The organism is Xanthomonas sacchari (assembly GCF_040529065.1).
Lineage (GTDB): Bacteria > Pseudomonadota > Gammaproteobacteria > Xanthomonadales > Xanthomonadaceae > Xanthomonas_A > Xanthomonas_A sacchari.
The window spans coordinates 539,033-557,579 of record NZ_CP132343.1 but is presented as its reverse complement, the minus strand read 5'-3'; the positions used below and the strand labels follow the sequence as shown (position 1 = coordinate 557,579).

Annotated in this window: 19 protein-coding genes; 9 read left to right on the top strand and 10 right to left on the bottom strand. The window is 71.2% G+C overall.

Annotated elements, in window-relative coordinates:
* Nucleotides 1-246 precede the first annotated feature (246 nt).
* The 4 genes from aroQ to accC all read left to right on the top strand — a co-directional run bounded on the left by aroQ (nucleotide 247) and on the right by accC (nucleotide 3,074).
* Nucleotides 247-693: a type II 3-dehydroquinate dehydratase gene (aroQ, locus tag RAB71_RS02425; protein WP_010343847.1), complete on the top strand. Its 447-nt coding sequence runs from the start codon at nucleotides 247-249 to the stop codon at nucleotides 691-693.
* A 93-nt stretch (nucleotides 694-786) separates the two neighbouring features.
* Nucleotides 787-1,269, top strand: a complete 483-nt coding sequence (accB, locus tag RAB71_RS02420; RefSeq protein WP_010343848.1) for an acetyl-CoA carboxylase biotin carboxyl carrier protein — start codon at nucleotides 787-789, stop codon at nucleotides 1,267-1,269.
* Between the two features lie 16 nt (nucleotides 1,270-1,285).
* Nucleotides 1,286-1,720 (top strand): four helix bundle protein, encoded by a 435-nt coding sequence (locus tag RAB71_RS02415; protein ID WP_010343849.1) that lies wholly within the window; start codon nucleotides 1,286-1,288, stop codon nucleotides 1,718-1,720.
* On the top strand, nucleotides 1,710-3,074 hold the full coding sequence (gene accC, locus RAB71_RS02410; RefSeq protein ID WP_010343850.1) for an acetyl-CoA carboxylase biotin carboxylase subunit: 1,365 nt from the start codon (nucleotides 1,710-1,712) through the stop codon (nucleotides 3,072-3,074). The genes RAB71_RS02415 and accC overlap by 11 nt, the downstream gene beginning before the upstream one ends.
* Nucleotides 3,075-3,412: 338 nt before the next feature.
* Here accC and RAB71_RS02405 read toward each other — a convergent pair whose 3' ends face one another.
* A complete protein-coding gene (locus tag RAB71_RS02405) occupies nucleotides 3,413-3,766 on the bottom strand; it encodes a hypothetical protein (protein WP_010343851.1) in 354 nt (117 codons plus the stop codon).
* Nucleotides 3,763-4,689, bottom strand: coding sequence for a hypothetical protein (locus RAB71_RS02400; protein WP_010343852.1), 927 nt, complete (start codon nucleotides 4,687-4,689; stop codon nucleotides 3,763-3,765). Before RAB71_RS02400 ends, RAB71_RS02405 begins: the two co-directional genes overlap by 4 nt.
* Nucleotides 4,690-5,268: 579 nt before the next feature.
* Here RAB71_RS02400 and prmA point away from each other — a divergent pair.
* The 4 genes from prmA (at nucleotide 5,269) to fis (ending at nucleotide 8,199) form a co-directional block, all read left to right on the top strand.
* Complete coding sequence (prmA, locus tag RAB71_RS02395) at nucleotides 5,269-6,189, top strand: 50S ribosomal protein L11 methyltransferase (protein WP_010343853.1); 921 nt, start codon at nucleotides 5,269-5,271, stop codon at nucleotides 6,187-6,189.
* Between the two features lie 186 nt (nucleotides 6,190-6,375).
* On the top strand, nucleotides 6,376-6,750 hold the full coding sequence (locus RAB71_RS02390; protein WP_010343854.1) for a helix-turn-helix transcriptional regulator: 375 nt from the start codon (nucleotides 6,376-6,378) through the stop codon (nucleotides 6,748-6,750).
* A gap of 208 nt (nucleotides 6,751-6,958) precedes the next feature.
* Nucleotides 6,959-7,810, top strand: a complete 852-nt coding sequence (locus RAB71_RS02385) for a DUF3426 domain-containing protein (RefSeq protein WP_234006521.1) — start codon at nucleotides 6,959-6,961, stop codon at nucleotides 7,808-7,810.
* A gap of 116 nt (nucleotides 7,811-7,926) precedes the next feature.
* Nucleotides 7,927-8,199: a DNA-binding transcriptional regulator Fis gene (gene fis / locus RAB71_RS02380; protein ID WP_010343856.1), complete on the top strand. Its 273-nt coding sequence runs from the start codon at nucleotides 7,927-7,929 to the stop codon at nucleotides 8,197-8,199.
* A 490-nt stretch (nucleotides 8,200-8,689) separates the two neighbouring features.
* Here the strand turns inward: fis and RAB71_RS02375 are convergent, their stop codons facing one another.
* The 8 genes from RAB71_RS02375 to RAB71_RS02340 all read right to left on the bottom strand — a co-directional run bounded on the left by RAB71_RS02375 (nucleotide 8,690) and on the right by RAB71_RS02340 (nucleotide 16,636).
* Entirely contained in the window at nucleotides 8,690-9,664 is a 975-nt protein-coding gene (locus RAB71_RS02375; protein ID WP_010343857.1) for a phosphatidate cytidylyltransferase, read from the bottom strand.
* Entirely contained in the window at nucleotides 9,661-10,293 is a 633-nt protein-coding gene (locus RAB71_RS02370) for a 1-acyl-sn-glycerol-3-phosphate acyltransferase (protein ID WP_010343858.1), read from the bottom strand. Before RAB71_RS02370 ends, RAB71_RS02375 begins: the two co-directional genes overlap by 4 nt.
* The gene (locus RAB71_RS02365) at nucleotides 10,290-10,943 is read right to left on the bottom strand and encodes a CDP-alcohol phosphatidyltransferase family protein (RefSeq protein ID WP_010343859.1); all 654 of its coding nucleotides are present in this window, start codon (nucleotides 10,941-10,943) and stop codon (nucleotides 10,290-10,292) included. The genes RAB71_RS02370 and RAB71_RS02365 overlap by 4 nt, the downstream gene beginning before the upstream one ends.
* A complete protein-coding gene (locus RAB71_RS02360) occupies nucleotides 10,943-12,424 on the bottom strand; it encodes a TIGR04222 domain-containing membrane protein (protein WP_104609602.1) in 1,482 nt (493 codons plus the stop codon). The genes RAB71_RS02365 and RAB71_RS02360 overlap by 1 nt, the downstream gene beginning before the upstream one ends.
* Complete coding sequence (locus RAB71_RS02355; protein ID WP_010341457.1) at nucleotides 12,421-12,870, bottom strand: hypothetical protein; 450 nt, start codon at nucleotides 12,868-12,870, stop codon at nucleotides 12,421-12,423. Before RAB71_RS02355 ends, RAB71_RS02360 begins: the two co-directional genes overlap by 4 nt.
* A complete protein-coding gene (locus RAB71_RS02350) occupies nucleotides 12,867-14,198 on the bottom strand; it encodes a phosphatase PAP2/dual specificity phosphatase family protein (RefSeq protein ID WP_100224002.1) in 1,332 nt (443 codons plus the stop codon). The genes RAB71_RS02355 and RAB71_RS02350 overlap by 4 nt, the downstream gene beginning before the upstream one ends.
* 2 nt (nucleotides 14,199-14,200) lie before the next feature.
* Nucleotides 14,201-15,955, bottom strand: coding sequence for a bifunctional alpha/beta hydrolase/class I SAM-dependent methyltransferase (locus RAB71_RS02345; protein WP_010341454.1), 1,755 nt, complete (start codon nucleotides 15,953-15,955; stop codon nucleotides 14,201-14,203).
* A gap of 66 nt (nucleotides 15,956-16,021) precedes the next feature.
* On the bottom strand, nucleotides 16,022-16,636 hold the full coding sequence (locus tag RAB71_RS02340; protein WP_010341453.1) for a CDP-alcohol phosphatidyltransferase family protein: 615 nt from the start codon (nucleotides 16,634-16,636) through the stop codon (nucleotides 16,022-16,024).
* 327 nt (nucleotides 16,637-16,963) lie between these two features.
* On the opposite strand from RAB71_RS02340, the gene purH reads away from it, so the two are divergent.
* Complete coding sequence (gene purH, locus RAB71_RS02335; protein ID WP_010341452.1) at nucleotides 16,964-18,547, top strand: bifunctional phosphoribosylaminoimidazolecarboxamide formyltransferase/IMP cyclohydrolase; 1,584 nt, start codon at nucleotides 16,964-16,966, stop codon at nucleotides 18,545-18,547.

Genomic DNA, 18,547 nt, shown 5'->3' with positions numbered 1-18,547 from the left:
GACGCGCGGCGGCGATGGCGCTGCAATGTGGCCGTCCCATGCTGCAGCGACACTTGCATGGTCCGCGCAAGATGCGACATAACCGCAGGCAGTGGCGCGGCCCGTTGCTCGCCCGCCATGCCTGCGCTGACGCGACGCGAGCCGGCGAAAAATCAAACATTTGTTTAAAACACCCGCAACTTCGCCGAACTGGACAGCAATGCCGGCTTCGCGCAGACTGCCGCCCTTTCCGCTGCTTTGTTCCCGATGGCGCGACTGCTGCTGCTGCATGGCCCCAACCTCAACCTGCTCGGCACCCGCGAGCCGGGCGTGTACGGCCATGCCACCCTGGCGCAGATCGATGCGGCGCTGCAGGCCCAGGCCAGCGCCGCCGGTCACGCGCTGGAGAGCCTGCAGTCCAACGCCGAGCACGTGCTGGTGGAGCGGGTGCAGGCCGCGCGCGGCGACGGCACCGCCTTCATCCTGATCAACCCGGCCGCGTTCACCCATACCTCGGTGGCGCTGCGCGACGCGCTGGCGGCGGTGGCGATCCCGTTCATCGAGATCCACCTGTCCAACCCGCACAGCCGCGAGCCGTTCCGCCACCACAGCTATTTCAGCGACCACGCGGTCGGCGTGGTCTGCGGCTTCGGCGCCGACAGCTACCGCTATGCGATGGACGCGGCGCTGACCCGGCTGGGAGCGGCCGCATGAGCCGCGCCCACGCCGGACCGGCACCGCATCTCCCCGTCTGAGTCCCCGGGCCGCGCGCCCGGTCTTTTTCAAAAGTCACCTCACGAGGCCGTTATGGATCTCCGCAAAATCAAGAAACTGATCGACCTGCTGGAAGAATCGAATCTCGCCGAGATCGAGATCAAGGAAGGCGAGGAAAGCGTGCGCCTGGCGCGCACCCCCAAGGGCATGACCGCCAGCGCGCCGCAATACGTGGCCGCCGCCCCCGCGGCCGCGCCGGCCGCCGCTGCGCCGATGCCGATGAGCTCGCCCACCGAAGCCTCCACCGGCGGCAGCGCCAAGCCCGGCAACGCCCTGCCCGAGGGCCACGTGCTGCGCGCACCGATGGTCGGCACCTTCTACACCTCGCCGGCCCCGGACAAGCCGGCCTTCGTCAGCGTCGGCCAGGCGGTCAAGGCCGGCGAGACCCTGGCGATCATCGAGGCGATGAAGATGTTCAACCCGATCGAAGCCGACGTCTCCGGCACCATCGTCGCGATCCTGGGCGAAAGCGGCCAGCCGGTGGAGTTCGACCAGCCGTTGTTTGTGATTCAGTAGCCGGGATTGGGGATTCGTGATTCGGGATTCGCAACAGCGGCCGCACGAGCGCCTGGACGTCTGGCGCGACGCGATGACGCTGGTCGAATCGATCTACCGGATCACCGAACACTTCCCCGACTCCGAGCGTTTCGGACTCATCGCGCAGATGCGCCGAGCAGCCGTCAGTGTTCCCTCCAACATTGCCGAGGGGGCGGCCCGCAGATCCACCGCGGAGTACCTGCGCTTCCTGTCGATGGCCCGTGGCTCGCTGTCGGAACTGGATACCCAGACCCAACTCGCCGTGAGGCTTGGTTTCAGCGGCGCAGACGCCCCGCTGGCCGCGCTGCTCGATCGCGTTTTTTCCCGACTCAACGCCCTGATTCGTTCGCTGGACAACGCCCACTCCATCCGGGAGGACGTTGCCCCCTACGAATCCCCAATCCCGAATCCCGAATCCCATGCTCGATAAAGTCGTCATCGCCAATCGCGGCGAAATCGCGCTGCGCATCCTGCGCGCGTGCCATACGCTCGGCATCCGCACGGTCGCGGTGCATTCCACCGTGGACCGCAACCTCAAGCACGTGGCCATGGCCGACGAGTCGGTGTGCATCGGCCCGGCGCCCTCGTCGGAGAGCTACCTCAACATCCCGGCGCTGATCGCCGCGGCCGAGGTCACCGATGCCCAGGCCATCCACCCCGGCTACGGCTTCCTGTCGGAGAACGCCGACTTCGCCGAGCGCGTGGAGCAGTCCGGCTTCATCTTCATCGGGCCCAAGGCCGACACCATCCGCCTGATGGGCGACAAGGTCGAGGCGATCCGTGCGATGAAGGCCGCCGGCGTGCCGTGCGTGCCCGGCTCGGGCGGCCCGCTGGGCGAGGACATCGTCGCCAACACCAAGATCGCCCGCGAGATCGGCTACCCGGTGATCATCAAGGCCGCCGGCGGCGGCGGTGGCCGCGGCATGCGCGTGGTGCATTCGGAGGCCGCGCTGAAGGCCGCCATCGAGACCACCAAGTCCGAGGCCAAGGCCGCCTTCAGCAACGACCAGGTGTACATGGAGAAGTTCCTGGAGAATCCGCGCCACGTGGAGATCCAGGTACTGGCCGACGGCCAGGGCGGCGCCATCCACCTGGGCGAGCGCGACTGCTCGATGCAGCGCCGCCACCAGAAGGTGGTGGAGGAAGCGCCGGCACCGGGCATCACCGAGGAACTGCGCAACGAGATCGGCAAGGTCTGCGTGGACGCCTGCATCCGCATCGGCTACCGCGGCGCCGGCACCTTCGAGTTCCTGTTCGAGAACGGGCGCTTCTACTTCATCGAAATGAACACGCGCATCCAGGTGGAGCACCCGGTCACCGAGCGCATTACCGGCATCGACCTGGTCTGCGAGCAGCTGCGCATCGCCGCCGGGCACAAGCTCAGCATCAAGCAGAAGGACATCGTCCTGCGCGGCCATGCGATCGAGTGCCGCATCAACGCCGAGGACCCGGAAACCTTCATGCCCAACCCGGGCCTGATCACCGGCTTCCACCCGCCCGGCGGCCCCGGCGTGCGCGTGGACACGCACATCTACAGCGGCTACAAGGTGCCGCCGAACTACGACTCGATGATCGGCAAGCTGATCGTGCACGGCCCCGACCGCGAGACCGCGATCGCGCGCATGCGCGTGGCGCTGAGCGAGATGGTGGTGGATGGCATCAAGACCAACATCCCGCTGCAGCAGCGGATCATGCGCGACAAGGGCTTCCAGGCCGGCGGCCAGAACATCCACTACCTGGAAAAGCGCCTGGCCGAGCGCAAGAACAAGTCGATTGCCTTGTAGGAACGGCGGGATTCGGGATTCGGGATTCGGGATTCGGGATTCGGGATTCGGGATTCGGGATTCGGGATTCGGGATTCGGGATTCGGGATTCGGGATTCGCAAGAGGCTGCGCCGGCGCATGCCGGTGTCAAGCAAACTGACAAGAAAACGCCACTCCATCCGGAGTGGCGCGACCGGCGCATGCCGGCCGCGGCGTTGTAGGAGCGGCTTCAGCCGCGACCTGCCAGTGGTGACGCATCGCGGCTGAAGCCGCTCCTACGACCACCTGGCATCGCAGCGGGCTTGCACTCGCGCAGCCCGCCACTCCCGAATCCCCATTCCCCAATCCCGAATCCCGGCTACTTCGCCTGCGTCCCCGCCACCGGCTCCGCGCCCAGGCTCGAGGTCGGGCTGACGATCATCACCGTCTCGGTGGAGCCGTCCGGCCAGACGATCTGGAAGGTGCTGCCCGGGGCCAGGGTGGAGAACGGCATGCCGCTATTGGCGCGGTAGATCGCCGCCACCTGCGCGGCGCCGGCACGGCGCACGTCCGGCGCGGAATGCGCGGTGGTCAGCTCGACCTTGGACAGGCCGCGGTAGCGCTGCTCGGCGGTGTCGATCAGCAGCAGGCCCGCCGCCGCCGCCGAGTAGGCGACGAAGGCCAGGACCCAGAACCAGAACTTGGCGCCGTGCAGCCATCGCCGGTAATTCATGAGCCTGCTCCCGTGCTGTCCACCAGTCGATTGACCATGTCGTTCATCGTGTCCGTGCCTTGCCGCGGCACCGCGGCGTCGTAAACAAAACTGCTGAAGTCCTGGGTGGGGTCGCGCGAGCAGATCCCGCCGTTGGCGCAATAGCGGGTCATCAGCTCGCTGTCCGGGCCGCAATCCAATCCCAGCCTGCAGGCGGCCAACTGCCAGGCCAATTCGGAAAACTGGGTGCCGGCCACGCTGCCGCCCAGGCTGTCGTCGCCGCTGGCGGCCAGGCCCATCGCCGGCGCCAGCGCCACGTAGGCATCGGGGTCGCCGGAGGCGCGCACCCGCGCGACCAGGTCGCGCTTGTACTCGGCGCCGGCATGCAGCGGCTGGCCCAGCGCCAGCAGCGCCGCTTCGGCAGCCAGGTTGCCGCCACGCGCGGCCTGCACGCGCTGGGCCACGATGGCCTGGCGGGTCAGGCCATCGTCGGGCGCGAAGCCGGCACAGCGGCGGCCGACGCGGGCACGGGCCTGCACCATCTGCGCCGAGGTCGGCAGGCGCGCATCGGCGATCGCGCGGGTGTCGGCGCCGTAGCCGATCGGGTCCATCGCATAGCCGGCGCAATAGTCGTAGATGCGGCTGAGCCGCCAGGACGCCTCGGGGTCGCCGTGCGCGGCGGCGATCGACAGCTGCTGCGCGGCGCGGTAGAGGTCGGCGCCGTGTTCGCCCTCTGCATTCCCACGCGGGTGAATCGGCGTCGACGTCGGGATCGGCAGGCGAGTCGGCGCGGCGGGCGCAGGGACGGCGCCGGCCGCCACCGTGGTCGTTGCCGCGGGCACCGCCGGTGCCGCCGGCAGCGACAGCGCGCGATAGGCGACCACGCCCAGCAACAGCGCGGCGGGCGCCAGCAACAGCCAGGTTGGACGGGACACGACGGGCATGCGCGAGAGAGCCGGACAACGGGCAGAAGCGCAGCCGGACCCCCTGTCGCCCGGCCGCTGCGAGCCGGCAGTCTACCCCAGGCCGCGGCCGTGGCATGCGCCAAGTGCGTGCCACGGGCATCGGCGCACGGACGCGCGGAGCGGCGGCAGGGACGAACGGCACGGTCCGATGGGCGGCGCGGCACCCAGTCGCAGTGCGGGTCCTGGCCTCTCAGCGCCTAGTCGCCTTGTCGGGCCTTTTCCGCCGACCGCCGCGGCCCGGCTCCGCGTCGGTCCGGCCTCATCGCGCCGGTCGCCGCGATGCTCGGCGGCCCTTTCGACTGGGCGGCGCGACCCGCACGGCGATGCGGCCGGACCCGATGGCGATCGCGCACCCGCCGGTTCCCCATGCGAACGCCCGGCGCCAGCGCGACGCCACGCACCGCCGTCGTACGCCGCGCTCCGAACGCTGCCGGCTGGGCATGGGCGTTCGCCACCCGCTGAAATGCGCTCCCTGCCCTCCTACGCCGGCAGGCAATCTCCAGCGCAAGGCCCTCCGCCCGTCTAAGATGCGCGCTTCCCTCATTGCCCCACCGACCGATGCCGTTCCTCGAACTGACCCTGCGCTGCACCGACGCCACCCAGCCCCGCTACGAGACCGCGCTGGAGGATGTCGGCGCGCTGGCGGTGACCCTGCTCGATGCCGACGCCGACACCAGCAACGAACGCGCGATCCTGGAACCGGGCGTAGGCGAGACCCCGCTGTGGGGCACGCTGGTGCTGAGCGCGCTGTTCCCCGAGGAACAGGACGGGCTGATGCTGCTGGCCGCGCTGGAGGCGTTCGACCCCGGGCTGGACTGGGCCCAGGTCACTTTCCGCAAGGTCGACGACCAGGACTGGGAACGGGCCTGGCTGGACCAGTTCCAGCCGATGCGCTTCGGCGCGCGCACCTTCATCGTGCCGTGGAACCACGACCTGCCCGAGGACGCCCGCGGCGCCGACGCCGCGGTGGTGCGCCTGGACCCGGGCCTGGCGTTCGGCTCCGGCACCCACCCGACCACCGCGCTGTGCCTGCGCTGGCTGGACGCGCTGGCCGCCGACGGCGTGCTGGCGCAGGCGCGCGTGCTCGATTTCGGCTGCGGTTCGGGGATCCTGGCACTGGCCGCGCTGAAGCTGGGCGCCGCCGCCGCGGTGGGCGTGGACAACGACCCGCAGGCGCTGCTGGCCAGCCACGACAACGCCGAACGCAACGACGTGGGCGAGCGCCTGGCGGTATACCTACCGGCCGACGAACCGGCCGCGACCTATCCGGTGGTGGTGGCCAACATCCTGGCCTCGGCGCTGGACGCGCTGGCACCGACCCTGGCCGCGCGCGTGGCGCCGGGCGGGCACATCGCCCTGTCCGGCATCCTGCATGGCCAGGAGCAGGAGCTGCTGCAGCGCTACGCGCCGTGGTTCGCGCAGCTGCGTACCGAGCAGGACGGCGACTGGATGCGCATCGACGGCGTGCGCCGCCACTGAATCGGGGCGCGAACGCGCCCAGCGGCGCCGCAGCGCGGCATTCGCCACGCCAGGCATGGCCCGCGCCCAGGCCGGCCGGCCCAGTGAAGCGAAGACAGTATCGCTAACATTCTCTCGCTGGACAGCGCCACGAACCAACCGCATCGGCCGGCGCGGCTATATCTCGCCTCCCCTGCGGAGGTGCGTGTGAACAGCAAGCTGTACGAACGGGTGCGCGAAGCGCGCAAGCTCACCGGCCTCACTCAGGAGGCCCTGGCGCTGGACCTGGGCGTGACCCGCAGCGCCGTGGCGCAGTGGGAAATGGCCGAAGGCACGGCGCCGGCGCTGGAGCACCTGATCGCCCTGGCCCGCCGCAGCGGGCTGCACTTCGAATACCTGGCCACCGGCCGCGGCGAGCGCGTGTTCGGCGAACCGACGGCCGATGCCACTGCCATCGGCGAACTGCCCAGCCAGTACCAGTTCACCGACCAGCAACTGCGCCTGCTGGAGCGCTTCGAAGGCCTGAGCCCGCGCCAGCGCGCCGGCCTGCTCGACCTGCTCGACACCCGCAGGTCGCGCTGAGCGCGCCGCGGCGGGTTGCTTGAGTTGGGAATCGGGAATCGGGAATCGGGAATCGAATTCAGGTTCTCGGCCCCTGATCGCGCGGTGGCCGATCGGCGCGTCTGTCTGACGCCTGCAAGGCCGCAGTCCAGCCGCCAGCGCGCTGCAAATCCCGCCGGCGCGTGCTGAACATGCTTGAATAAGGGTCTCGCCGTCGTCGTCCGCGCGCATGCCCGATCGCACTCCGCCCCGCCCCAGCTTCGCCACGTTGCTGCGCCAGCCCGATCAGTCCGCCACGCCGGACGAGACCCCGGTTGCGCCAGCGGCGGACGAGGCGGCGTCGGCAGGCGCGGCGCCGCCGACCGACACCACACACCCCACGGCGCCGAGCGTCTCGCCAACGTTTGCGAACGCAACGTCGGTCGAGACCGAGAGCGAGGCCGACACATCCCGCGCGCCCATTCAGACGCATGACCTGGACGCGCCGCTGGCGGCGTCGGCGCCGGACCAGACACCAGCCACACCCCCGGCACTTGCGGCCACCGCCACTGCACCGGCATCCGCCGCCGCCCCGAGCTTCCTGCACGGGCCACGCGCACGGCGCCCGGTGCTGCGCGCCGCGCCGTGGCAGTGGATCGCGCTGGCCGGGCTGGGCCTGCTGCTGGCGCTGCAGATCCTCATCGCCGATCGCCAGCGCCTGGGCGCCGACCCGCGCTGGCGGCCGTGGGTGGCCGGAGTCTGCCAGGTCCTGCGCTGCAGCGTGCCGGCCTGGCGCGAGCCGGCCGCCTTCACCATGCTCAGCCGCGAGGTGCGGCCGCTGCCCGGCCATGCCGGCACCCTGCAGGTGCAGGCGACCTTCCGCAACGACGCGCGCTGGGCGCAGGCCTGGCCGCTGCTGCAGCTATCGCTGGCCGACGCCGACGGCCGCACCATCGGCAGCCGTGTGCTGCGCCCGCAGGAATACCTGGGCCGCGCGCGTCCGGACAGCGTCACGCTGGCACCGGGACAGAGCGCGCAGATCGCCTTCCAGGTGCGCGAACCGGCGGCCGAGACTGCGGCATTCAGTTTCGACTTCCACTGAGAACGCTGCGTTCGGGCACTGCGCCATGGCAGCGGCGCAGGCCACGCGCTAGACTCGTCCCCCCGCGCCGGCGCTCCTGCCGTCCGGTGCCGCTGTCATCCGGGGATCCGTCGAACTTGAACGCCGCCACCACTCGTCCTGACTCCAGTCGCGGCGCGCCGAAGCCGCCGCTGCGCGAACACGTGGCGCAATCGGTCCGCCGCTACCTGCGCGACCTCGACGGCTGCGATGCCGACGACGTGTACGAGATCGTGCTGCGCGAGATGGAGATCCCATTGTTCGTGGAAGTGCTCAACCATTGCGAAGGCAACCAGAGCCGCGCCGCCGCGCTGCTGGGCATCCACCGCGCGACCTTGCGCAAGAAGCTCAAGGAATATGGGTTGGCCTGAGGGAGGCCGGGATTGGGGATTCGGGATTCGGGATGACCAGCCTGCGGCTGGTGAAAGGCCGGGAATCGGGAATCGGGAATCGGGAATCGGGAATCGGGAATCGGGAATCGGATCGTGCCGTCCTGCATGACGTGAGTGTCAAGCGATCCGACACACATAGCGACCCAGCGTGTAGCGCCTGCACATCGCCCTCGTAGGAGCGGCTTCAGCCGCGACGCCTGAACCCCCAGGCAACCGAACGCACTACCGCAGCGAAGAAAACACCGAACGCCGAACCGCGCGCATCGCTACTGTGGGAGGGGCTTCAGCCCCGACGCGACATCGTCTGAAGATGCGGGTGCGGAAGCCATGCCGTCCTCCTGCGCGATCGGCCGCTATACGCTCTCGGTAAAGCATCGCGGCTGAAGCCGCTCCTACGCCCGCACAGGCGCAACGCGCACCGCGCGCCGCTCCAACCAATCCCCAATCCCTAATCACGACTCCCCGCCCCTCACACCCACCCATAGCGGATCAGGTGGAAGAATACCGGCGCCGCAAAACACACCGAATCCAATCGGTCGAGCACGCCGCCGTGGCCTTCGATCATGTGGCCCCAGTCCTTGATGCCGCGGTCGCGCTTGATCGCCGACATCACCAGGCCGCCGAAGAAGCCCATCAGGTTGGCCACCAGCGCCAGCGCGAATGCCTGCAGCGGCGAGAACGGGGTGATCCACCACAGCGCCGCGCCGAGCAGGCTTGCCGAGAGGATGCCGCCGACGAAGCCTTCCACGGTCTTGGACGGCGACAGCTTCGGCGCGATCAGGTGCCGGCCCAGCAGCTTGCCCCACACGTACTGCAGCACGTCCGAGGACTGCACCACGATCACCAGAAACGCGAACAGCAGCAGGTTGCGGTCCTCGTAGCCGGGGATGCGCAGGTTCAGCAGCGCCGGCACATGCGAGATGCAGAACACGCAGATCATCAGCCCCCATTGCACCTTGGCGGTACGTTCCAGGTAGCGCGTGGTGTCGCCGCCGATGGTCGCCAGGATCGGCAGCACCAGGAACGCGTAGACCGGGATCAGCAGCGTGTACAGGCCGTACCAGTCGCTCCACACCAGCCAGTACTGCCACGGCAGCACCACGTAGAACGCGGCCAGCAGCGCGTAGTAGTCGCCGCGCCGGGTCGGGGTGAGGGTGATGAACTCGCGCAGCGCGAACAGCGACACCAGCGCGAACAGCACGATCACGCCGAGCCGGCCGAAGGCGAACGCCAGCGCCACCACCCCGGCCATCACCCACCACGCGCGGATCCGCGCCACCAGGTTGTCCAGCACCGCGCTGGGCCGTCCGCGTGCGCGCCAGCGCAGGGTCTCGGCGATCAGCGTGGCCACCACCAGCACCGTGGCGATGCCAAGAAACAGCCACACCGTCTGTTGCCGCAGCGAGGATTGCTGCAGGTGTTCGCTCAGCGCGATCGGATTCATCGGGCCGCCTCCGCCTGCTCCGGCGCCAAGGCCAGCAAGGCCGCACGCGCGCGATCGAGGAAGGCCTGCTTGTCCTCGCCGGCGCCCAGTCGCAGCGGTTCGCCGAAGGTGGTGGTGCACAGCAACGGCAACGGCAACCACTTGCCCTTGGGCATCACCCGCTTGAGGTTGTCGATCCACACCGGCACGAACTCCAGTTCCGGACGCTGCCGCGCCAGGTGATAGAGCCCGCTCTTGAACGGCAGCAGGCCGTCCTCGGTGTTGCGGGTGCCTTCCGGAAACAGGATCAACGAGCCGCCGGCGTCGACCGCCTCGCACAGGCAGGCGATCGGATCGCGCTGGCGCTGCTGCGGGTCGCGCTCGATCAGCACGCCGTTGAACACCGCGTGGATCAGGTAGCGGCGCAGCGCATCGCGCTGCCAGTAGTCGGCCGCCGCCACCGGCCGCACCTCGCGTCGCAGCGGCGCCGGCAGCGACGACCAGATCAGCACGAAATCGCCGTGGCTGGCGTGGTTGCCGTAGTACACCCGGCGTTCGCTGGACGGCATGCAGCCGCGCCACAGCGCGCGTGCGCCGGTGAGCAGACGGATCGCGGCACTGCAGCCGCGGGCGATCAGGCGTTCGATCATTTCCACTCCAGTTCGCGCACGATGGCGCGCACGCGGATCACGATGGTCAGGGCGGCGGCGGCGATCAGCAACGCCAGCGCCACGGCAAGGATCGTGCGGGCCAGTACCACGTGTTGCAGCAGCAGCGCGGCCGCCGCCAGCAACGCGGCCAGCGACAACCAATGCATGCGCTGCGCGCGCGCCATCGGCCCCTGCAGCGGTTCGCGCACCGCGCAGGCCAGGCCGAGCATGCGCACATAGGCGGTGCCCACGCACAGCAGGGCGGCGGCCCAGCCCAGTTCCGCGCCGATGCCCAGCACCGGCTGCAGGCCATAGCCCACACCCAGGCACACCGCCACGTCCGACAGCCGGTCCGGCGCCTCGTTGTACACCGCGCCGGCGCGGCCGATCATCTGCGCCTGCTGCGCCATCAAGCCGTCCAGGCGGTTGCACAGCAGCCGCGCCTGCAGCGCCAGCGCCGCCAGCACCAGCAACGCGGCGGCGTTGGCCGGCGGCTCGCGCCAGGCCAGGGCGAACATCAGCGCCGCCAGCACCGCGCACGCCAGTCCGCTCCAGGACACGCCGTTGGGCGTGGCCCCGCGCGCGCGCAACGCCAGCGCCAGCCGCGCACGCCACTGCGCGCGCCGCGCCTGCCAGGTCGAACCGGCCATCAGTCGCCGCCTCCACAGCCGCCGCAGCCACCGCCGCCGCAACTGCTGCCGCCGTCGCTGCCGCCGCCGCCCCCACCGCAGTTGCTGGTCGAACAGCTGCCGCCGCGGCCGTTGGCTGCGGGCGCACGCAAGGCGTGATAGTCGGCCCAGGGCGTGGTCATCAGCACGCTGGTCCCGGCCAGGGCCAGGGCCAGGGCCAGCGGCAGCGCCAGGTGCGAACCGGGCGCCAGCGAGGGCGCGGCGACGCCATCGCGCCAGGCCGCCTCGCGGTCGGCCAGCAAGGCGTCGCCGGCGACGCTGCGCCGCGGCGGCGTGAGCAGGAAACCGAGCGCAACGACGCTGACCACCACCATCGCCGCCACCAGGAAGCCGACCGGACGCTGCAACTGCAGGCCGATCCGCAACTTCATCACGCCCAGGGTCCACAGCGCCAGCAACGGCGCGGCGCCGAACAGGCGCGCGCACAGCGCCTGCCCATGGCCCAGCCATAGCCCCTTGGCGACCAGTGCCCGGCGCAGCGGCGCGGCATCGCGCTGCAACGCGGCCAGCGCCTGCTGCAACTGCGGGTGCGCGCGCACGATCGCGAGCGCGCGTTGCAGCGCCGGTGGTACCGCGACCGTGGTGGGCTGCAGCCGCGCCTGGCGGCGCACGTGCGGCTCCGCGTGCAGACGTACAGCGCCGGCCGCGAGCAACAGGGCCAGTTGCTGGTCGGCGACGCGCTCGCTGCCGCCGGCCAGATAGGCCAGTTCGGTGGCGTCGAGCGGCGTGTCGAGCACGGCGCGGCGCAATCCGCGCACGGCCAGGCGCAGACGCGCGCCCAGGCTCCAGGCCAGGCCGATGCCGGCCAGGAACAGCAGCAGAAACGGCGGTCCGGGCCAGTGCAGCGGCGACAGCGGACCGTGGCGTTGCCAGAGCACCGCGAACAGCAGGGCAACACCCAGCATCCAGCCCCACACGGCGACGCCGGCACGCGCCGGCGCGCTGCGGCGCGCGCCGGCCTGGCGCGGTGCCGGCACGGATGGACGCGTGCCGGCCGGCGCCGGCCAGCACGCCGCCGGCGGCTCGCCGAAGTAGTGCCGGTACTGCGCCAGGGTGGCCGCGTACTGGGCCTGGAAACGCGCAGCGTCGGCCGGATCGCCGCGCCCGGGCTGGTGGTGCAGGGTGCGGCGCAGCACCTGCGGACAGAACCGCTGCCAGTATTCGCGGGTGTCGGTGAGGTGCGCATGCCAGGCCTGGTCGACCAGCGGACTCGGCGTGATCTCCTCGCCGGCGACGCAGGCCAGGAAGCAGAAGCGCCGGTATTCCTCGACCAGGTGCGCGGCCAGCGCCAGCGACACGCTGGCCTCCTCAGCGACGCGGCGCTCGAACGCCGGCAACGCCGCGTCGCCCTCGCCGAAGCCATCGGCCTGCAGGCGCTGCCACAGCGCCGCGTGATCGGGATCGACGCTGGCCGGCAGCAGCGGCGTCGGCGTTCGCGTCATCGCAGCGCTTCCCAGCCCGCTGGCGCCGTGCACAGCGCCAGCAGCAGTGACAGAACCTGCAGGGCGAAACACAGCAGCTGCCGCCGCAACAGGCGGCGCATGCCCTGCCAGCGCGCCAGCCAGTCGCGCGGCGGCGGCGGCGTGCGCAACAGGCTCAGCCGCTGCAGAGCCGCGTCCAGGTCGGCGCCGGCGCGCTGCAGGTCCGGTTCGGCCAGCACTGCCTCAAGCAACGCCACGTCCAGGCCGACCCGCGCCGCCCAGTAGCGCTGCAGCAGGCCGGCCAACGCGGCGACGCCACAGCAGGACACGGCGAGGACGGCACCGGTGCCGGCATACCACGCCGCCAGCAGCACGCTGACCGCGAGCAGCAGCAGCGACAGCCGATCCAGTGGCGCGGCCTGGCGCAACACCGCCGCCATCGTGCGCAGTTCCAGCGGCGTGCTCATGCCGGCAGCTCCTGCGCCTGCAGCAGCGCCGGTGATGTGGTGCAGGCGGCGGCGATGGCGGCACGCTGCGCCGGTCCCAGCACGATCCGTGGCGCGTGCGCTCGCAACAGCGCCAGCGCCTCGTCCACGCTGGTGGCGCGGCCGCTGCGCAGCAGCCAGGTAGCCACTGCTGCCGCGCTGCGCGAATAGCCCAGCGCGCAGCAGGCCAGCACGTGGCCGTGTGCGCGCGCCGCTTCGATCGCGTCGGCGGCCATGCGCAAGGCCGCGGCCGGCGGCGCCACCAGGTCCAGCATCGGCACCACGCGGTCGTGCGCCTGCGCCTCGCGCAACGACAGTTCCGCACTGACATCGACCACCGCGGCGAAACGCGTGCGCTCGCCGCGACCGGGCAGGCGCCCGAGCCAGACGCCGTCGACGATCGCGCGCGGCGCCGGATCGCGCCAGGTCCAGGCGCGCGAGTTGAGCCAGGCAGCGGCCAGGTACGGCGCATACAGCCAGCGGGCGGCCAGGCTCAGGCGGCCATCGTCACGTTTCTGCAGGCCCAGCGGGCCGAGCAGCGCATAACTGAGCGCGACCAGCAGCAGCGACAGCGCCGGCCACAGCAGCCACCAGCCGGCGCCACCGAGCGCGCGCGCGGCAGCCGCGCAGGCCGCGCTGCCGAGCAGGTACAGCGCAGCCAGGCGCCAGCGCCGCGGATCGCGCGCCGGCGCCGCGGCCCGCCACGGCGCGGCGATGCGCTCCGGCCACAGCCACACGCAGAGCCAGCCCGCGGCCAGGCCGGTGGGCACGTCGAGGAAGTGATGCTGGTAGGTGGTCAGCACCGATAACCCGATCAGCGCGAACCAGCCGTGCAGGGCCCACCGCGCCAGCCCGTGCAGGTGCTGCGCATAGCGCACCCACAGCACCACCAGCAGCACGATGTGCAGCGACGGCGCCTGGTTGAACGGCTTGTCGAAGCCGAGCAGCACCGCGAACAGCCAGCCGAACACGCCCTCGGTCGGCGGCCGTTCGAAGCCAAAGCGCAGCGGCCACAGCAGGAAGCAAGCCACCGCCAGCAGTTGCGCGGTGAGCAGGCGCCGCGCATGCGTGTCCAGCTCGGCGCGCGTGCGGCAGACGAAGAACGAGATCACGTAGAACAGGTCGATCGACCAGTACGGGACGATGGTCCACGGCCAGAACGGGATGTGGCTTTCCCAGGCGAACGGCAACGACGGCACCTCGGCACGGCGCGCGGCCAGGGTGTTGGCCAGGCCGTAGCTGAGGAAGAAGAACGGCCCCAGCAGCGCCAGCCAGGCCAGCGCACGCCGCCACGGCCGCGCGGCCGCCATGCTCATGGCGCGATCCGCTGCGCCAGCGACACGGTGAAGATGCCCCACTCGTCGATGCGCTGCTCCAGCTTGCGGAAGCCGGCCGTGCGCACCAGTTCATCCATCTCCTGCTGGGTGCGCCGGCGCATCACCCAGGCCGCACCGCCGCGGTGGCTGGTCAGCGCACGGGCGATGAATTCCAGCTGCGGATGCCAGGGCTGGCCGGTGTAGGCCAGGTAGCCGCCCGGCTCTACCGCCGCAGCCACGCCCTGCAGCGAGCGCAGCACCTGGTCGTTGTCCGGGAACAGCTCGTACAGACCCGACACCACGGCCAGCGTCGGCCGCGGCTGCAACGCCGCCAACGCGTCGCGGTCGAAGGCGTCGCCCTGCTCGAAGCGGGCGATATCGGTGGCGCCGAGTGCGGCAATCAGCGCGCGGCCCTGCTCCACGTTCAACGGGCTGAAATCGCGCAGCAGGATCGCATCGGCGCGCTGGCTGCCGCCGGCCAGCGCTTCCAGCACGTAGCGGCCGTGGCCGGCGGCGATGTCCAGCGCGCGCACCGGCAGGCCCGCGGCGCGCAGCCGCTGCATCGCCAGGCCCAACAGTTCGTGGAGATGCTGGCGGCGCACGCGGATGCCGCGCCAGCCGATCGCATCCAAGTAGTTGCGGTCGATCATCCGCCCCAGCGGGCCGCGCCCGGCCGCCTGGTCGCGGTAGATGTAGTCCAGCGTGCTGCCGGAATCGAAGCCGGTCTGCAGGCCGAGGGCAATGCCTTCGGAGAGCTGTCCGCCCAGGCGCAGCCCAGCGCGCACGCCGCGCCAGCGCAGGTCCTGCAGGCTGTAGCGCTGCGGCGGCCAGGCCAGGCGCTCGGCTTCCTCGAAGGTCGGCCCGCGGCGGTGCGCGTGGCGCAGGCTGGGCAGCGCCGGCACCTCGGCGAAGCGATCGCGCACGAAGCGGCGGATCTGCGCCAGCGCCGGTGCGCGGTCGCGCTCGCCCAGGGTGTCGTGGAAGAAACCGGGCAGCAGGTGGCGCTCCTTCACCGGCGAGGACAGGCGCTCGTAGAAGCGGTCCTGCGGCCCGCGGTGCACCACGAAATCGCTGCCGGACACCAGCAACTGCACCGGCACGGTGATCGCCTGCGCATCGCCGACCACGCGGTCGGCCGCCGCGTACAGGCCCAGCAGCACCCGCACCGAGATCGGCCGGGTGATCAGCGGATCAGTGCGGTAGCTCTCGACCCGCGCCGGGTCGTGGGTCAGCCACTGCGGCTTGACGTAGCTGTTGACGAAAAAATTGCCGCGCAGCGTCTGCATCAGGGCCAGCCCGGGCCGCGCGAACGGCACGTACAGCTTGACCTTGAACGCCGGCGAGGCCAGCACCAGCGCGCGCAGCGGCGGCGCGTAGTCGTGCACCCAGGTGCTGGCGACCACCGCCCCCACGCTCTGCGCGATCACCACAATGTCCTGCACGGCGACGCCGTGGACCTCGCCGATGTGCGCGACGAAGCGGTCCAGGTCGCGCACCAGCGCCGGGAAGCCGGGGGCATCGCCGCGCGCGCCGGGCGAGCGGCCGTTGCCGCGCGCATCCCACGCGAACACCGCGCAGTCGTCCAGGCCCAGTTCCTCGGCCAGATGCGCGACCCGCCCGGAATGTTCGTGGCCGCGATGCAGCAGCACGATCGCCCTGGGCGGTGCCACCGGCGCGGTGGCCGGCCAGTGCCGGTAGAACAACCGTGTGCCGTCGAAACTGACGAATTCGCTTTCGTTGACCTGCCGCATCCGTTGCCGATGTCCTGTCTGCCGTGAATCCACTGTGTCCCGCGGCCGCATCGGCCGCGCCCCCGCTCACGCGCGCGCAGCCGCCTCGCGCAATCCCGCCGCGACCCGGCGCAGCACGGTCGCCGCGCACAACAGCGCCACGGCCATGGCGATGGCCGTGACCGTGGCCGCGCCGATCCAGGCGCCGGCCAGCAGCACGCCGATCAGCCCGACGACGAAGGCACGGTCGCTCTTGCCCATCGGCCCATCGTAGCGACGGCTGGCGCCGACCATCAGCCCGAGCACGCCGGCATATTCGGTCAACGCCGCGGTCAGCGCCATCAGCCACAACCAGCCGGCACCGACGCCGGGCACGCCGAGCAGGCTCAGGTACAGCGCCGCATCGGCGACCACGTCGCACAGTTCGTTGAGGTAGGCGCCCAGCCGCGACTGCTGGCCGAACTCGCGCGCCAGCATGCCGTCCACCGCGTTCAAGGCCATCCGCAGCAGCATCCACAGCGGCAGCAGCGCGTACCACAGCGGCTGCGCCGCGCCTTGCGCATAGACCAGCGCGGCGACCAGCAGCGACACCAGCGCCGCGGCCGCGGTCACCTGATTGGCGGTGACGCCGAGCCGGTACAGCACCCGCACGCCGGGCCGCAGCAGGTCCTGGAAACGTCCTTTGAGGGCATAGATCGACACGCGCGTGGTCCTGGCGGCGAGGGCGGGGGCGGCGACAGCCTAATGCATCGCAGCGGCGGCGCGCGCGATGGCGCGCAACCCACGATGCCCAAGGCAGGCGGCGCGCGCAGCGGCACAGGCAACGGTGTGCGTCGTCGACGCGCGGCGGATTGTCGCGCAGCGTCTGCGGCGCCGAAGCGCTGCTACGCACGGGCGCTCGCCCTCGGCGCGATCGCCCCGACCGGGGCGCATCGGCACGATCCGCGCGTCCGGCACGCGCGCCGGCCGGGCGTCGCCGGGCCTCAGCGCCTACAATGGCGGCCCGTTCCGCTGCCCCCGCCCTGCCCCATGTCCTCCGATTTCCTGCCCGTGCGCCGGGCGTTGCTGTCCGTTTCCGACAAGACCGGCCTGATCGACCTGGCCCGCGCGCTGGCCGCGCGCAACGTCGAACTGCTGTCCACCGGCGGCACCGCCAAGGCGCTGCGCGAGGCCGGGCTGGCGGTGAAGGACGTGTCCGAACTGACCGGCTTCCCGGAAATGATGGACGGCCGGGTCAAGACCCTGCACCCGCTGGTGCACGGCGGGCTGCTCGGCCGCGCCGGCACCGATGATGCGGTGATGGCCGAACACGGCATCGCCGCGATCGACCTGCTGGTGCTCAACCTGTATCCGTTCGAGGCGGTCACCGCCAAGGCCGACTGCACGCTCGCCGACGCGGTGGAGAACATCGACATCGGCGGCCCGGCGATGCTGCGCTCGGCGGCCAAGAACTTCGCCCGCGTGGCCGTGGCCACCGACCCGGCGCAGTACGCCGAGCTGCTGGCCGAGCTGGAAGCCAATGACGGCCGGCTGTCGGCGGCCAAGCGCTTCGCCCTGGCGGTGGCCGCGTTCAACCGCGTGGCCCAGTACGATGCGGCGATCAGCAACTACCTGTCCGCTGTCACCGCCAGCGACGCCGCCGTGCCCACGCGCAGTCCGTTCCCGGCGCAGATGAACTCCAGCTTCGTCAAGGTGATGGAACTGCGCTACGGCGAGAACCCGCACCAGCAGGCCGCGTTCTACCGCGACCTGCAGCCCACGCCCGGCACCCTGGCCACCTTCACCCAGTTGCAGGGCAAGGAGCTGTCCTACAACAACATCGCCGACAGCGATGCGGCCTGGGAATGCGTGCGCCAGTTCGACGCGCCGGCCTGCGTCATCGTCAAGCACGCCAATCCCTGCGGCGTGGCGGTCGGCGCCGGCTGCGGCGACGCCTACGAACTGGCCTACGCCACCGACCCGACCAGCGCCTTCGGCGGCATCATCGCCTTCAACCGGCGGCTGGATGCGGCCACCGCGCAGGCGATCCTGGACCGCCAGTTCGTCGAGGTGCTGATCGCCCCCGACTACGACGACGCCGCGCTGGAGTACGCCAAGAAGAAGGCCAACGTGCGCGTGCTGCGCATCCCCGCCGGCGACGGCGCCTACGGCATCGACAGCAAGCGCGTCGGCTCCGGCATCCTGCTGCAGACCAGCGACGCGCACGTGGTGCCGCGCGACGCGTTGAAGGTGGTGACCCGACTGGCGCCGACCGAGGCGCAGTTCGACGACCTGCTGTTCGCGTGGAAGGTGGCCAAGTACGTCAAGTCCAACGCCATCGTCTACGCCAAGGACCACCGCACCATCGGCGTCGGCGCCGGGCAGATGAGCCGGGTGTACTCGGCGCGCATCGCCGGGATCAAGGCCACCGACGCCGGCCTGGCCGTGGAAGGCTCGGTGATGGCCTCCGATGCGTTCTTCCCGTTCCGCGACGGCATCGACGCCGCCGCCGCGGCCGGCATCAAGGCGGTGATCCAGCCGGGCGGTTCGATGCGCGACGCCGAGGTCATCGCCGCGGCCGACGAGCACGGCATCGCCATGGTGTTTACCGGCGTGCGCCACTTCCGGCACTGA

Excerpts from the sequence above, each read along its gene's own strand:
- RAB71_RS02350 (WP_100224002.1), bottom strand. The coding sequence starts at position 14,198 with ATGGCGGCCGCGCGGCCGTGGCGGCGTGCGCTGGCCTGGCTGGCGCTG.
- RAB71_RS02370 (WP_010343858.1), bottom strand. The coding sequence starts at position 10,293 with ATGATCGAACGCCTGATCGCCCGCGGCTGCAGTGCCGCGATCCGTCTG.
- RAB71_RS02365 (WP_010343859.1), bottom strand. The coding sequence starts at position 10,943 with ATGGCCGGTTCGACCTGGCAGGCGCGGCGCGCGCAGTGGCGTGCGCGG.
- aroQ (WP_010343847.1), top strand. The coding sequence starts at position 247 with ATGGCGCGACTGCTGCTGCTGCATGGCCCCAACCTCAACCTGCTCGGC.
- RAB71_RS02355 (WP_010341457.1), bottom strand. The coding sequence starts at position 12,870 with ATGAGCACGCCGCTGGAACTGCGCACGATGGCGGCGGTGTTGCGCCAG.
- RAB71_RS02400 (WP_010343852.1), bottom strand. The coding sequence starts at position 4,689 with ATGCCCGTCGTGTCCCGTCCAACCTGGCTGTTGCTGGCGCCCGCCGCG.
- purH (WP_010341452.1), top strand. The coding sequence starts at position 16,964 with ATGTCCTCCGATTTCCTGCCCGTGCGCCGGGCGTTGCTGTCCGTTTCC.
- prmA (WP_010343853.1), top strand. The coding sequence starts at position 5,269 with ATGCCGTTCCTCGAACTGACCCTGCGCTGCACCGACGCCACCCAGCCC.
- RAB71_RS02360 (WP_104609602.1), bottom strand. The coding sequence starts at position 12,424 with ATGACGCGAACGCCGACGCCGCTGCTGCCGGCCAGCGTCGATCCCGAT.
- accC (WP_010343850.1), top strand. The coding sequence starts at position 1,710 with ATGCTCGATAAAGTCGTCATCGCCAATCGCGGCGAAATCGCGCTGCGC.
- accB (WP_010343848.1), top strand. The coding sequence starts at position 787 with ATGGATCTCCGCAAAATCAAGAAACTGATCGACCTGCTGGAAGAATCG.
- RAB71_RS02385 (WP_234006521.1), top strand. The coding sequence starts at position 6,959 with ATGCCCGATCGCACTCCGCCCCGCCCCAGCTTCGCCACGTTGCTGCGC.
- RAB71_RS02345 (WP_010341454.1), bottom strand. The coding sequence starts at position 15,955 with ATGCGGCAGGTCAACGAAAGCGAATTCGTCAGTTTCGACGGCACACGG.
- RAB71_RS02375 (WP_010343857.1), bottom strand. The coding sequence starts at position 9,664 with ATGAATCCGATCGCGCTGAGCGAACACCTGCAGCAATCCTCGCTGCGG.
- RAB71_RS02405 (WP_010343851.1), bottom strand. The coding sequence starts at position 3,766 with ATGAATTACCGGCGATGGCTGCACGGCGCCAAGTTCTGGTTCTGGGTC.